This window comes from Arthrobacter sp. TmtSoilC79 (assembly GCF_059739405.1).
In genome coordinates this window covers 2902946-2917897 of sequence record NZ_AP046051.1, presented here as the reverse complement: position 1 = coordinate 2917897, position 14952 = coordinate 2902946, and the positions used below count along the sequence as shown (strand labels likewise).

Genomic DNA, 14952 nt, shown 5'->3' with positions numbered 1-14952 from the left:
CAGCTGGTTTCGAATTTTGTGCAGCCGCGTCCTGTCGTTATTTCCGGTGGGTGTGGTTGTGTCTGTTTGATTTGTTTTACTTCAACGGAGAGTTTGATCCTGGCTCAGGATGAACGCTGGCGGCGTGCTTAACACATGCAAGTCGAACGATGATCCCAGCTTGCTGGGGGATTAGTGGCGAACGGGTGAGTAACACGTGAGTAACCTGCCCTTGACTCTGGGATAAGCCTGGGAAACTGGGTCTAATACCGGATATGACTCCTCATCGCATGGTGGGGGGTGGAAAGCTTTTGTGGTTTTGGATGGACTCGCGGCCTATCAGCTTGTTGGTGGGGTAATGGCCTACCAAGGCGACGACGGGTAGCCGGCCTGAGAGGGTGACCGGCCACACTGGGACTGAGACACGGCCCAGACTCCTACGGGAGGCAGCAGTGGGGAATATTGCACAATGGGCGCAAGCCTGATGCAGCGACGCCGCGTGAGGGATGACGGCCTTCGGGTTGTAAACCTCTTTCAGTAGGGAAGAAGCGAAAGTGACGGTACCTGCAGAAGAAGCGCCGGCTAACTACGTGCCAGCAGCCGCGGTAATACGTAGGGCGCAAGCGTTATCCGGAATTATTGGGCGTAAAGAGCTCGTAGGCGGTTTGTCGCGTCTGCTGTGAAAGACCGGGGCTCAACTCCGGTTCTGCAGTGGGTACGGGCAGACTAGAGTGCAGTAGGGGAGACTGGAATTCCTGGTGTAGCGGTGAAATGCGCAGATATCAGGAGGAACACCGATGGCGAAGGCAGGTCTCTGGGCTGTAACTGACGCTGAGGAGCGAAAGCATGGGGAGCGAACAGGATTAGATACCCTGGTAGTCCATGCCGTAAACGTTGGGCACTAGGTGTGGGGGACATTCCACGTTTTCCGCGCCGTAGCTAACGCATTAAGTGCCCCGCCTGGGGAGTACGGCCGCAAGGCTAAAACTCAAAGGAATTGACGGGGGCCCGCACAAGCGGCGGAGCATGCGGATTAATTCGATGCAACGCGAAGAACCTTACCAAGGCTTGACATGAACCGGTAATACCTGGAAACAGGTGCCCCGCTTGCGGTCGGTTTACAGGTGGTGCATGGTTGTCGTCAGCTCGTGTCGTGAGATGTTGGGTTAAGTCCCGCAACGAGCGCAACCCTCGTTCTATGTTGCCAGCGCGTTATGGCGGGGACTCATAGGAGACTGCCGGGGTCAACTCGGAGGAAGGTGGGGACGACGTCAAATCATCATGCCCCTTATGTCTTGGGCTTCACGCATGCTACAATGGCCGGTACAAAGGGTTGCGATACTGTGAGGTGGAGCTAATCCCAAAAAGCCGGTCTCAGTTCGGATTGGGGTCTGCAACTCGACCCCATGAAGTCGGAGTCGCTAGTAATCGCAGATCAGCAACGCTGCGGTGAATACGTTCCCGGGCCTTGTACACACCGCCCGTCAAGTCACGAAAGTTGGTAACACCCGAAGCCGGTGGCCTAACCCTTGTGGGGGGAGCCGTCGAAGGTGGGACCGGCGATTGGGACTAAGTCGTAACAAGGTAGCCGTACCGGAAGGTGCGGCTGGATCACCTCCTTTCTAAGGAGCTGCTAGCAGTCGTGTTGTTTGCCTGCATGGGTGGATGACGGGTTGCCAGTGTTGCCCATTGCGCAGGCGTTTGTTCTGCGGTGGGTGCTCATGGGTGGAATATCAACAAATCATTTTTTGGCATGGCCTTTGCTGGTTGTGTCCTGGTGTTAGTACGGCATCTTGTGTCCTTCTTTTGGGGGGTGTGGGGTGTGTGGAACGCTGCTGGGGCGTGGTTGGTGGGTTGTGTTTGGCGCACTGTTGGGTCCTGAGGCAACAGGACCTTTTTGCAGCAATGCAGGGGGGCATCTTCTGGTGTTTCTTTTGTTCCTGCTTCCGGTTTTCCTTGTCTGTTTGTCATGGTCCGTGCACGTTGGTGTGTGGGTTGTGGTGGGTGGGGGGCTGGTTGATGGGGTTGTTGTTTGAGAACTACATAGTGGACGCGAGCATCTGAAACATGCACGGTGGCTGATTATCCTTTTGTCCTTCCCTTTTTTGGGTGGGTGGGGGTGGTTGGTGTGTGTGTTTCTACAGCAATTTCTTATGAATGAACCTTGGGCCCAAGTGGCTCGTGGTTCTCTCGAGTAAGTTTATTGATCTTGTGTGGTCAAGTTTTTAAGGGCACACGGTGGATGCCTTGGCATTAGGAGCCGAAGAAGGACGTAGGAATCTGCGATAAGCCTGGGGGAGTTGATAACCGAGCGTTGATCCCAGGATGTCCGAATGGGGAAACCCCGCACAACGCTGCAAGGTGATTGTGTGACCCGCATCTGAACACATAGGGTGCGTGGGGGGAACGCGGGGAAGTGAAACATCTCAGTACCCGCAGGAAGAGAAAACAATAGTGATTCCGTTAGTAGTGGCGAGCGAACGCGGATCAGGCTAAACCGTTTCCATGTGTGATAGCCGGCGGGCGTTGCATGGGCGGGGTTGTGGGACTTTCCGTTCTGGTTCTGCCGGACCAGTGGGGTGATGTGCGTGCATAGGTGAACGGTCTTGAAAGGCCGGCCAGAGAGGGTGTGAGCCCCGTAACCGTAATGTTGTGTGCAGCCTGGAGAGTATCCCAAGTAGCACGGGGCCCGAGAAATCCCGTGCGAATCTGTCAGGACCACCTGATAAGCCTAAATACTTCCTAATGACCGATAGCGGACCAGTACCGTGAGGGAAAGGTGAAAAGTACCCCGGGAGGGGAGTGAAACAGTACCTGAAACCGTGTGCTTACAATCCGTCGGAGCCAGTCTGATTCTGGTGACGGCGTGCCTTTTGAAGAATGAGCCTGCGAGTTAGTGTTACGTCGCGAGGTTAACCCGTGTGGGGTAGCCGTAGCGAAAGCGAGTCTGAATAGGGCGAGTGTAGTGGCGTGATCTAGACCCGAAGCGGAGTGATCTACCCATGGCCAGGTTGAAGCGACGGTAAGACGTCGTGGAGGACCGAACCCACTTCAGTTGAAAATGGAGGGGATGAGCTGTGGGTAGGGGTGAAAGGCCAATCAAACTCCGTGATAGCTGGTTCTCCCCGAAATGCATTTAGGTGCAGCGTTGCGTGTTTCTTGCCGGAGGTAGAGCTACTGGATGGCCGATGGGCCCTACAAGGTTACTGACGTCAGCCAAACTCCGAATGCCGGTAAGTGAGAGCGCAGCAGTGAGACTGTGGGGGATAAGCTTCATAGTCGAGAGGGAAACAGCCCAGACCACCAACTAAGGCCCCTAAGCGTGTGCTAAGTGGGAAAGGATGTGGAGTTGCGAAGACAACCAGGAGGTTGGCTTAGAAGCAGCCATCCTTGAAAGAGTGCGTAATAGCTCACTGGTCAAGTGATTCCGCGCCGACAATGTAGCGGGGCTCAAGTACACCGCCGAAGTTGTGGATTTCACACATTGCCCTAGCCTTCGTGGTTCAGGGGTGTGGAGTGGTAGGGGAGCGTCGTGTGGGCAGTGAAGTCGCGGTGTAAACCAGCGGTGGAGCCTACACGAGTGAGAATGCAGGCATGAGTAGCGAAAGACGGGTGAGAAACCCGTCCGCCGAATGATCAAGGGTTCCAGGGTCAAGCTAATCTGCCCTGGGTAAGTCGGGACCTAAGGCGAGGCCGACAGGCGTAGTCGATGGACAACGGGTTGATATTCCCGTACCGGCGAAAAACCGCCCATGCCAAGCGGGGGATACTAACCGCCCGGAGCCTGCCCGCTCACCCTTGTGGTGTTGTGGGTTTTGGCCGAGCGCGGGACCTGATCCTGGGAGGTAAGCGTATTAACAGGTGTGACGCAGGAAGGTAGCCGGGCCGGGCGATGGTTGCCCCGGTCTAAGGATGTAGGGTCAGGGATAGGCAAATCCGTTCCTGTGTGCTTCGAGCACGTGCCTGAGATCTGATGGGACTCCCGTAAGGGGGGATCCGGTGATCCTATGCTGCCAAGAAAAGCATCGACGCGAGGTTTTAGCCGCCCGTACCCCAAACCGACACAGGTGATCAGGTAGAGAATACCAAGGCGATCGAGAGAATTATGGTTAAGGAACTCGGCAAAATGCCCCCGTAACTTCGGGAGAAGGGGGGCCTGCCCCGTGATGGAGACTTGCTCTCCGTGAGCGGGTGTGGGCCGCAGAGACCAGGGGGAAGCGACTGTTTACTAAAAACACAGGTCCGTGCGAAGTCGCAAGACGATGTATACGGACTGACTCCTGCCCGGTGCTGGAAGGTTAAGAGGACCGGTTAGCCACTTCGGTGGCGAAGCTGAGAATTTAAGCCCCAGTAAACGGCGGTGGTAACTATAACCATCCTAAGGTAGCGAAATTCCTTGTCGGGTAAGTTCCGACCTGCACGAATGGAGTAACGACTTCCCCGCTGTCTCAACCATAAACTCGGCGAAATTGCAGTACGAGTAAAGATGCTCGTTACGCGCAGCAGGACGGAAAGACCCCGAGACCTTTACTATAGTTTGGTATTGGTGTTCGGAGTGGCTTGTGTAGGATAGGTGGGAGACGTTGAAACCCGGACGCCAGTTCGGGTGGAGTCATCGTTGAAATACCACTCTGGTCACTTTGGACATCTAACTTCGGCCCGTGATCCGGGTCAGGGACAGTGCCTGATGGGTAGTTTAACTGGGGCGGTTGCCTCCTAAAAAGTAACGGAGGCGCCCAAAGGTTCCCTCAGCCTGGTTGGCAATCAGGTGTCGAGTGTAAGTGCACAAGGGAGCTTGACTGTGAGAGAGACATCTCAAGCAGGGACGAAAGTCGGGACTAGTGATCCGGCGGTACATTGTGGAATGGCCGTCGCTCAACGGATAAAAGGTACCTCGGGGATAACAGGCTGATCTTGCCCAAGAGTCCATATCGACGGCATGGTTTGGCACCTCGATGTCGGCTCGTCGCATCCTGGGGCTGGAGTAGGTCCCAAGGGTTGGGCTGTTCGCCCATTAAAGCGGTACGCGAGCTGGGTTTAGAACGTCGTGAGACAGTTCGGTCCCTATCCGCTGCGCGCGCAGGAAATTTGAGAAGGGCTGTCCTTAGTACGAGAGGACCGGGACGGACGAACCTCTGGTGTGTCAGTTGTACTGCCAAGTGCATCGCTGATTAGCTACGTTCGGATGGGATAACCGCTGAAAGCATCTAAGCGGGAAGCTCGCTTCAAGATGAGATTTCCATACACATTATGTGTGAGAGGCCCCCAGCCAGACCACTGGGTTGATAGGCCGGATGTGGAAGCGAGGACTAAAGACTCGTGAAGCTGACCGGTACTAATAGGCCAACAACTTACACCACACAACACACTGCACGCGTCCACTATGTGGTTCCCGAACAACAACCCACCACGGGTTGCCGGAACCAAATAACTGAATAACAACCAAGCACCACAGTTGTAACCACAAACTTCCCACCCAGGACAACCACACCCCAACACAGGGTGTCCGGCCAGTCCGGGACGGGTAAAAAGGTTACGGCGGTCATAGCGTGGGGGAAACGCCCGGTCCCATTCCGAACCCGGAAGCTAAGACCCACAGCGCCGATGGTACTGCACCCGGGAGGGTGTGGGAGAGTAGGACACCGCCGGACAACCATTAAGGCAAGAGCCCCGACCCCAGGTCGGGGCTCTTCCCCTTTAACCACCACAACACCACCACAAGCAGGCACCACATCAAGCACCGGCTGGGCCACCCAGTAAGCATTCTGCGTGGCCTCCATAAAATGGATGACAACCGGCCCGGGCCGTTGATCCAGAGTTGCATGGGCCGCAAGGGTGGGCATCTTCATCAGCTGTGAAACTTCCCACGGGAGCTGCTAATAGGCCCGAGGCGTTCGATCGCTGTGGTCGCGTCGAATAGAATTGCATAAGACATACGAGTCGGTAGCTGAGTGCTGCCGGCGGCGTGAAAACGAAATAAGGGTTATGAGCGACTACGCACGCGCCAGTGGTCGGCTCGCAACAGGAGGAATCCACCATGGCTGAGCACAACGGCGGCAATCGCGGCGGCAATCGCGGAAACTTTGGCGGCAATCGCGACGACCGCGGTTCGTACCGCCCCAACAACAACTCAGGCGGGGATCCCCGTGGGTTCCGTTCCAGGGAAAACCGTGACGGCAACGACCGTCCGGCTCGTGATGGCGAGCGTCGTCCATTCAACAATGACCGCGGTGATCGTCCCGAGCGTGGTCCGCGGAATTTCGATGGCCCGCGTCGCGACGGCGATGATCGCCGTCCCTTCAACAATGACCGTGGGGACCGCAAGCCGTTCGGCGACCGTGATCGTAAGCCCTTCGGTGACCGCGGTGACCGTCCCGCCCGTGATGGCGAGCGTCGGCCTTTCAACAATGACCGTGGGGATCGTAAGCCTTTTGGTGATCGTCCCGAGCGTGGTCCGCGGAATTTCGATGGCCCGCGTCGCGACGGCGATGATCGTCGTCCTTTCAACAATGACCGTGGGGATCGTAAGCCGTTTGGTGATCGTCCCGAGCGTGGTCCGCGGAACTTCGATGGCCCGCGTCGCGACAGCGATGATCGTCGTCCTTTCAACAATGACCGTGGGGACCGCAAGCCGTTCGGCGACCGTGACCGTAAGCCCTTCGGTGACCGCGGTGACCGTCCCGCCCGTGATGGCGAGCGTCGGCCATTTAACAATGACCGTGGGGATCGTAAGCCGTTTGGTGATCGTCCCGAGCGTGGTCCGCGGAACTTCGATGGCCCGCGTCGCGACAGCGATGATCGTCGTCCTTTCAACAATGACCGTGGGGATCGTAAGCCGTTTGGTGATCGTCCCGAGCGTGGTCCGCGGAATTTCGATGGCCCGCGTCGCGACAGCGATGATCGCCGTCCCTTCAACAATGACCGTGGGGACCGCAAGCCGTTCGGCGACCGTGATCGTAAGCCCTTCGGTGACCGCGGTGACCGTCCCGCCCGTGATGGCGAGCGTCGTTCCTTCGGTGGAGACCGTGACCGCAATGACCGGGGGAACTCCTGGGAAGACCGTCCGGCGCGGGTTCCCAACGCCAAGGACATCCGGAGTGCCAACCGTCCCGACCGCGAACGTTCTCCCGAGATCGATGAGGATGTCACAGGTAAGGAACTGGACCGCGCAACAGGCCACCAAATCAAGACTCTTGAAGAGCAAAGCGCAGGCTGGGTGGCCAAGCACCTGGTCATGGCCGGCCGCTTGATCGACATCGAGCCGGAGCTGGCGTTCCAGCATGCCTTGGCAGCAAGCCGTCGCGGCGGGCGTCTGTCGGTTGTTCGTGAAGCTGTGGGCCTGACAGCCTACGCGGCCGGGCACTACGGCGAGGCGCTGCGTGAATTCCGTACGTACCGCCGTATCAGCGGGTCCAATGTGCACCTGCCGGTCATGGCTGATTGCGAGCGTGGCCTGGGACGCCCGGACCGTGCCTTGGATATGGTTCGTTCTCCCGAAGCCCAGGACCTTGATGCTCCGGGCAAGGTGGAGCTCGCCATGGTGGCATCCGGTGCCCGTGCGGATCTCAAGCAGTTTGATGCCGCTGTCACCGAGCTGGAGATTCCTCAGCTGGACATCAACAGGGCTTTCTCCTACAGCCCGCGATTGTTCCGTGCCTACGCTGAAGCGCTCACCGCTGTGGGTCGCACGGAGGAAGCGGACAAGTGGGCCCGCCAGGCGCTGGTGGCCGAGAATGCCTTGGGCGTCGGCGATTTCGCTGAGCCGGAGATCCTTGACCTCGGATGGGACGAGCAGGAGGAAGCAGCCGCCCGCAAGCCGCGCTTCGTCAAGGCGGCTCCGGAGTCCGACGTCGTTCGACCTGAAACGGAAACGGTCATCGCGGAAGCCGCAGCGGCTGACGTTGAGCATGATGACGTTGAGGTGGATGACGCGGAATCTGACTACTTCGAATCCGATGACGCTGAGTCGGACATCGATTCGGCAGAAGCTGACGAGGATGAGTCAGCGGAAGAAGACGCCGACAACCAGGGCACCGACTCCCAGCATGGCTGATTCACTGATCTCATCCTTTGATGCTGTCCTTTCGGACCTGGATGGTGTGGTCTATGCAGGACCGCACGCCATCCCGGGGGCCGTGGAGGCGTTGCAGCGTCTCGAAACCGTAGGCGTAGGCCTTGGCTACGTGACTAACAATGCTTCCCGCACCCCGGCCCAGGTCGCGGCGCACCTGCGTGAGTTGGGTGCGCCCGCGGAGGACCATCAGGTGGTCAGTTCCTCCCAGGCAGCAGGGGAGCTCTTGGCTTCCATGCTGCCTGCGGGGGCGCACGTGCTTATTACGGGCAGCGCGGCTCTGGCCCACGAGATCGAGTTGGTCGGGCTCAAACCGGTGCATAGTGCCGCTGAATCCCCGGTTGCCGTGGTCCAGGGTTTCAACCCGGAGATCGGTTGGAAGGATCTGGCGGAGGCTTCGTATGTGGTGGCCGGGGGAGCCATGTGGTTTGCCACGAACACCGACATGTCCATTCCGCAGGCCCGGGGTATGGCGCCGGGGAACGGCACTTTGGTGGCTGCAGTGGCGGCTGCTACGGGAAAGACGCCTTTGGTGGCTGGTAAGCCCGAGGCGCCGCTGTTCCATGCAGCCGCGAAGCGGCTTGGCGCTGATCGTCCCTTGGTGGTGGGCGACCGTTTGGACACCGATATCCTGGGCGGCAACCGCGCAGGATATGCGACGGCGGCAGTCCTCACCGGGGTTGACACCAAACAGACCATCCTCGCGGCCAGGACGGACGAGCGTCCCGGCTACCTCTTGGCAGACCTTGAGGGCCTGTACGCCCCGTACCCCGAAGTAGTAGACGACGGCGGGACGTTCCGTTGCGGGGCAGCTTCGGCAGTTGCCGGGGACGGAACCGTCACTGTGACAGGTGAGGAGGGCGACCTCGATGCCTGGCGTGCAGCTTGCGCCGCGTGGTGGGCCGAAGTGCCTGACACAACGGTGGCCCACGCTCCGCAACTGGAATGGCGAACTCACTAGACTGGTGCGATGATTCAGCCCCACAACGTTTCGGCTTCCGGCCCCGTGCATGATGGCCCGGTGCCCGGAAGCCCTGCCTCAGGAGGTTCGGTGCCCGGAAGTCCTGCCTCTGGGATTCCAGCGTCCGTGAGCCCCGAAACGGTGCGCCCGGAGGTGCAGTGGCCCGATTCCGCGACTCTTACGGGGGACCCGCTGGTTGACAAGGCACTGAATCGACTGGGCAGCGTTCCGGCGGCCCCGGTGGCGGATCATGGTGACCTGTACGCAGCGATCCACGACTCGTTGCTGGAGGCCTTGGACTCCGAACCCGGTTTGCCTGCCGCCCCCATAAACACTCCCCGCCTGGAAAGCGACAGCTAAGCGTATGGCCCGACTTGATCAGGAGCTCGTCACCCGTGGGTTGGCGAGGTCACGCACCCATGCAGCGAAGCTCATCAGCGACGGCAAGGTGAGCTCCGCCGGGACTGTCCTGGCCAAAGCCGCCTTCCAAGTCGACCCGACAACGGATTTGAGCGTCGAGGCCCACCTGGAGGATATTTACGTCAGCCGCGCCGGTCATAAGTTGGCGGGCGCACTGGAGGCGTTTCCCGCCGTCGTGGTTGCCGGTAAGCGGTGCCTCGACGCCGGTGCCTCCACGGGCGGCTTTACCGACGTCCTGCTGCGGCAGGGTGCCGCGCACGTCGTGGCCGTTGACGTAGGTCACGGCCAGCTGGTGCCACACCTGCGGGACGATCCCCGGGTAGATGTCCATGAGGGCATGAACGTCAGGTACATGGCCCCGGAGCAGATCGGCGGGCCCGTCAGCCTGACGGTGGCTGACTTGTCCTTCATTTCGTTGACTTTGGTCCTGTGGCCCCTCGCGCAATGTACCGAACCCGGCGGTGATTTGGTCCTGATGGTCAAGCCGCAATTCGAAGTGGGCAAAGAGCGGCTGAGCCGGACAGGCGTGGTCTCTTCGGACCATGAACGACGCCGGGCGGTTACGCAGGTCGCCAGGGCTGCGGTGGATGCGGGGCTCGTCCTGATGGATATAGCGGCCAGTCCATTGCCGGGGCAGGACGGAAATGTTGAATACTTCCTGTGGATGAAGCGCGGGATGTCCGCGGTGTTGCCTAAGATCGAAGAGCGGGACGGGGACGTTGCTGCGTTGATCAAGAAACTCTGGCCGAACCACTAGAAAGCAGAACCGATGAGCAGGCGTGTACTTGTCCTTGCCCACACAGGGCGGGAAGAATCGCTCCGCGCAGCGTGGGATGCCTGTACGCAACTGCATTCCTCAGGGCTGGTTCCTGTGCTGCAGAAGTCCGAACTGGCCGATATTGAACGGTTTTTCGGAGCGTTGGATACACCAATCGAGATCCTGAACGACCACGTCAATCTTGAAGACGTGGAGCTGGTGATGGTGCTGGGTGGGGATGGAACCATACTTCGCGCCGCGGAGCTGGTCCGGGAAGTGGACGTCCCGATGCTGGGCGTGAACCTGGGCCATGTTGGCTTCCTCGCGGAGAGCGAACGCGCAGACCTCGCCCAAACGGTGGAGTGGATCGCAAGCAGGCAGTACACGGTGGAAGAACGCATGACCATCGACGTCCAGGTCTGGGTCAAGGGCCAAAAGATCTGGCACACCTGGGCGTTGAACGAGGCTGCCATTGAAAAGGCCAACCGGGAGCGCATGCTGGAAGTTGTCACGGAGGTGGACGAACGCCCCTTGACGTCCTTTGGCTGCGACGGCGTAGTCCTGGCAACCCCCACGGGTTCCACCGCCTACGCTTTTTCTTCCGGGGGGCCGGTGGTGTGGCCTGAGGTGGAGGCCTTGGTGATCGTTCCGATCAGCGCCCACGCCCTCTTTGCCAAGCCTTTGGTGGTCTCTCCGAGGTCCAAGCTGGCCGTGGAAATCATGAACCGCACCGAAGCCCTTGGAGTCCTCTGGTGCGATGGGCGCCGTTCGGTGGATCTTCCTCCAGGGGCACGTGTGGAAGTGACGCGTTCGGCCACTCCGGTGCGACTGGCACGTACCCACAAAACTCCGTTCTCTGCCCGCCTGGTCCGCAAGTTTGAGCTGCCAATCCATGGCTGGCGGGGTCCGGCTCCCCGGACCGGGGAAGTCCATACCGGCCCCATCCCGGTCATCCGCACCCTTTCGCCGGCTCCGTTGCCCAGTCCCCGGGATGTAGACAGCCCGCGGGATGCAGATGGTCCCCGGGACGGTGACCTTTCCGATCCCACGAATGCGAAGTGAACCATGCTTGAAGAACTCCGAATCCGTGACCTTGGCGTCATTACCGATGCCGCCCTGCCGTTGGGCCCTGGCCTGAGCGTCGTCACCGGCGAAACCGGTGCGGGTAAGACCATGGTGGTGACCGCCGTCGGGCTCCTCCTTGGTGCCCGATCAGATGCCGGTGCCGTCCGCAGCGGGGCCAAGTCAGCCTCCGCCGAGGCGGTGTTGAAGCTAGATCCCACACACAGTGCCGTTGAACGTGCCAGGGAAGCCGGCGGCGAGGCCGAAGAGTTCGACGGCGTTGCCGAGCTCCTGCTCGCCCGTACCGTGGGTGCCGATGGGCGCAGCCGTGCTTACGTTGGCGGCCGCGCGGCACCTGTGGGGGTCCTGGCCGAGTTGGGCGAGAGCCTGGTGGTTGTCCATGGGCAGTCGGACCAAATCCGACTCAAGAGTTCCACGGCGCAGCGGCATGCTTTGGACCGTTTCGCAGGTGCGCCCCTCGCCAAGGCCCTGGGGGAGTACCAGGAGCTGTACAGCCACTGGAAGTCGATCCAGTCAGAGCTTGAAACTCTCCGCAGTGAAGCGCGGGAGCGGTTGCGCGAGGCCGAATCCCTGGAGGCAGCCCTCAAAGAGATCGATGAGGTGGATCCGCAGCCCGGCGAGGACGAGACACTCAAGGCGGAGGCCGTGAAGCTTGCCAACGTCGAAGAGCTGAGGCTGGCCGCCGCCGCTGCCCACGAGTCCCTCATTGCGGAGGAATTCGGGGATGCCGGCGATGCAACAACCATGGTCGATGCCGCCAAGCGGACCCTGGAGCACGTGGCAGAGCACGACGAAGAGCTGCGGTCCGCCGCTGCCCGGCTTGCAGAAGTCGGGTTCCTGCTCAACGACATTGCTACGGAGCTGTCCAGTTACCAGGCCGCCTTGGACACGGAGGGCCCGGAGCGGCTGTCCGAGATCGAGGAACGCCGTGCTGCCCTTGCCAAGCTGATCCGCAAATATGCCCCCAGTATCGACGAAGTGCTGGAGTGGGCAGTAACCGCCCGGGCCCGTTTGGATGAGCTGCAGGACGACTCCAGCCGTATCGAATCCCTCGACGCCGAAGTTGCTTCCACTGAGGCAACCCTTCGCAAGCAGGCTGCGGCCATCTCCAAAGCGCGGATCAAGGCAGCCAAGGACCTTTCGGCGCGTGTCAGCGCGGAGCTGAAGGCCCTGGCCATGGCCGATGCCACGCTGGTCATTGAGGTCGATGGCACCGGACCGTTGGGTCCATGGGGCACCGACGAGATCGCCTTCCTCCTCCAGCCGCACTCCGGGGCTCCGGCACGGCCGTTGGGCAAGGGCGCTTCCGGCGGTGAACTGTCCCGGGTGATGTTGGCCATCGAAGTGGTGCTGGCCGCCGTGGATCCCGTCCCGACGTTCGTGTTCGACGAGGTGGACGCGGGCGTGGGCGGCAGGGCCGCCGTCGAAATCGGCCGGAGGCTTGCCATGCTTGCCCGGCACGTCCAAGTGCTGGTGGTGACGCACTTGCCGCAGGTTGCTGCGTTCGCCGATCAGCACATCCGCGTGACAAAAACGTCCGTGCGCGGAGCTGACGGGAAAACCACCACCGGTTTCACCTCCAGCGATGTCCAACTCCTCAGCGACGATGAGCGCGTCAAGGAGTTGGCCCGCATGCTGGCCGGCCAGGAGGACTCCGAGTCGGCACAGGCGCACGCACAGGAATTGCTCGACGACGCGAAGCTGCTTCCGCAGCGCGCCTAGTCCCGCAGCGCGCCTGCTCCCACAGCGCGCCGGGTCCGGAGCGTGCCCAGTCCCGGGCTGGAAGGGCCAAGGCAAGTGGGAGCACCATCACATTGGCACACCAAATCCCGTACAGCTCTTGCTTGGAATGCGGTGGTGAGCAACTATTGACCATTTGGGGAATCCGAACAGACGCTTGGAAGGCGTAATTGATGATAAGCTCGAATTCCGTGGTGCAGCGATCAAATTCCCGTGTAAATTCCCGGTTCCCGGGCTCGTCCAAGACGACCAAACACATCTTCGTCACCGGTGGTGTGGCGTCCTCGCTCGGTAAGGGTCTGACGGCTTCCAGCCTCGGTCACCTGCTGCGGGCACGCGGTTTGTCTGTAACTATGCAGAAGCTCGATCCCTATCTGAACGTGGATCCGGGCACGATGAACCCCTTCCAGCACGGCGAAGTATTCGTGACGGATGACGGCGCCGAAACCGACCTCGACATCGGACACTACGAGCGCTTCCTTGATGAAAACCTTGAAGGTTCGGCCAACGTCACGACGGGCCAGATCTACTCCACAGTCATCGCCAAGGAACGTCGCGGCGAGTACCTCGGAGACACCGTCCAGGTCATTCCCCACATCACCGATGAAATCAAGCGCCGCATGCGCCTTCCTGCCGAAGGAAAGAACGCACCTGACGTGATCATCACCGAGATCGGCGGCACGGTGGGCGACATCGAGTCGCAGCCGTTCCTGGAATCGGCCCGCCAGGTCCGCCAGGATGTTGGCCGCAACAACGTCTTTTTCCTGCACGTTTCGCTGGTTCCGTACATCGGTCCGTCCCAGGAACTGAAGACCAAGCCCACCCAGCACTCTGTTGCAGCCCTCCGCTCCATCGGCATCCAGCCTGAGGCGATCGTGATCCGTTCGGACCGCGAAGTCCCCGAGGCCATGCGCGAGAAGATCGGCCGCATGTGCGACGTCGATATCGACGCCGTGGTGAACGCCGCTGATGCCCCGAGCATCTACGACATCCCCAAGACCCTGCACTCCCAGGGCCTGGACTCCTACATCGTCCGTGCGCTGGATCTGCCGTTCAAGGACGTTGACTGGAGCAAATGGGACAAGCTCCTTGAAGCTGTCCACAACCCCAAGCACGAGGTCGAAGTTGCCTTGGTGGGCAAGTACATCGACCTCCCGGACGCCTACCTCTCGGTCACCGAGGCACTCCGCGCCGGCGGATTTGCCAACGAAGCCAAGGTCAAGATCCGCTGGGTTCCCTCGGATGAGTGCGAAACCCATGCAGGCGCCACCAAGGCCTTGGCCGGCGTGGACGCCATCTGCGTGCCCGGTGGTTTCGGCATCCGCGGCCTCGAAGGCAAACTCGGTGCGTTGAAGTTCGCCCGCGAGTCCAAGCTTCCGGTCCTGGGCCTGTGCCTTGGCCTGCAGTGCATGGTGATCGAGTACGCCCGCAACGTGGTTGGCCTTGAAGGCGCTTCCTCCAGCGAGTTCGAGCCGGATTCGAAGTACCCGGTCATCGCAACCATGGAAGAGCAGCTGGACATCGTTGAAGGCAAGGGAGACCTTGGCGGCACCATGCGCCTGGGCCTGTACGAAGCCAAGCTGGACGAGGGCTCGGTCATCGCCGAGACCTACGGCACCACGACGGTCAGCGAACGCCACCGTCACCGGTACGAGGTCAACAACAAGTACCGTGACCAGATCGCAGCAGAGGGCCTGGTGTTTTCCGGTACCTCTCCTGATGGCAAGTTGGTGGAGTACGTGGAGCTTCCCCGCGAAGTGCACCCGTACTACGTGGCTACGCAGGCGCACCCCGAGCTCAGCTCCCGCCCCACGCGCCCCCACCCCTTGTTCGCAGGCCTGGTCAAAGCTGCCTTGGAGCGTCGCGAAGGTGCCCCTGTGGCAACCAAAACCGGTGCCCGCACGGTAGCTGCCAAGTAAAACGCAAGTACTAACGAAGGAC

General features: G+C 60.4%; 8 protein-coding genes and 3 rRNA genes. 10 read left to right on the top strand and 1 reads right to left on the bottom strand.

The annotated features are described in order from the left end of the window. The first annotated feature begins 81 nt into the window (after positions 1-81). The 3 genes from AC6JA3_RS13405 to rrf all read left to right on the top strand — a co-directional run bounded on the left by AC6JA3_RS13405 (position 82) and on the right by rrf (position 5630). Positions 82-1601 (top strand): 16S ribosomal RNA (locus AC6JA3_RS13405). A gap of 593 nt (positions 1602-2194) precedes the next feature. Further along, positions 2195-5339: ribosomal RNA gene (locus AC6JA3_RS13400) — 23S ribosomal RNA — on the top strand. 174 nt (positions 5340-5513) lie between these two features. After that, positions 5514-5630, top strand: a 5S ribosomal RNA gene (rrf, locus tag AC6JA3_RS13395). The 16S, 23S and 5S rRNA genes sit together here, the layout of an rRNA operon. A 479-nt stretch (positions 5631-6109) precedes the next feature. Here the strand turns inward: rrf and AC6JA3_RS13390 are convergent. Next, positions 6110-7183 carry a hypothetical protein gene (locus tag AC6JA3_RS13390; protein ID WP_497920158.1) on the bottom strand — a complete coding sequence of 358 codons (1074 nt, stop codon included), beginning with the start codon at positions 7181-7183 and terminating at the stop codon, positions 6110-6112. 12 nt (positions 7184-7195) lie between these two features. Between AC6JA3_RS13390 and AC6JA3_RS13385 the strand changes: the two genes are divergently transcribed. The 7 genes from AC6JA3_RS13385 (at position 7196) to pyrG (ending at position 14930) form a co-directional block, all read left to right on the top strand. Then, positions 7196-8032 (top strand): tetratricopeptide repeat protein, encoded by an 837-nt coding sequence (locus tag AC6JA3_RS13385; RefSeq protein WP_254779567.1) that lies wholly within the window; start codon positions 7196-7198, stop codon positions 8030-8032. Continuing rightward, positions 8025-9011 carry an HAD-IIA family hydrolase gene (locus AC6JA3_RS13380; protein ID WP_026542452.1) on the top strand — a complete coding sequence of 329 codons (987 nt, stop codon included), beginning with the start codon at positions 8025-8027 and terminating at the stop codon, positions 9009-9011. Before AC6JA3_RS13385 ends, AC6JA3_RS13380 begins: the two co-directional genes overlap by 8 nt. 9 nt (positions 9012-9020) lie before the next feature. Continuing rightward, positions 9021-9371 (top strand): hypothetical protein, encoded by a 351-nt coding sequence (locus AC6JA3_RS13375; protein ID WP_497920157.1) that lies wholly within the window; start codon positions 9021-9023, stop codon positions 9369-9371. Positions 9372-9375: 4 nt separating this feature from the next. After that, positions 9376-10188, top strand: coding sequence for a TlyA family RNA methyltransferase (locus tag AC6JA3_RS13370; RefSeq protein WP_026548554.1), 813 nt, complete (start codon positions 9376-9378; stop codon positions 10186-10188). 12 nt (positions 10189-10200) lie between these two features. After that, on the top strand, positions 10201-11250 hold the full coding sequence (locus AC6JA3_RS13365; protein WP_026542455.1) for an NAD kinase: 1050 nt from the start codon (positions 10201-10203) through the stop codon (positions 11248-11250). Between the two features lie 3 nt (positions 11251-11253). Beyond that, positions 11254-12993: a DNA repair protein RecN gene (gene recN / locus AC6JA3_RS13360; RefSeq protein ID WP_091554383.1), complete on the top strand. Its 1740-nt coding sequence runs from the start codon at positions 11254-11256 to the stop codon at positions 12991-12993. A gap of 191 nt (positions 12994-13184) precedes the next feature. Continuing rightward, positions 13185-14930, top strand: coding sequence for a CTP synthase (gene pyrG / locus AC6JA3_RS13355; protein WP_026542457.1), 1746 nt, complete (start codon positions 13185-13187; stop codon positions 14928-14930). The last annotated feature ends 22 nt before the right edge of the window (positions 14931-14952 follow it).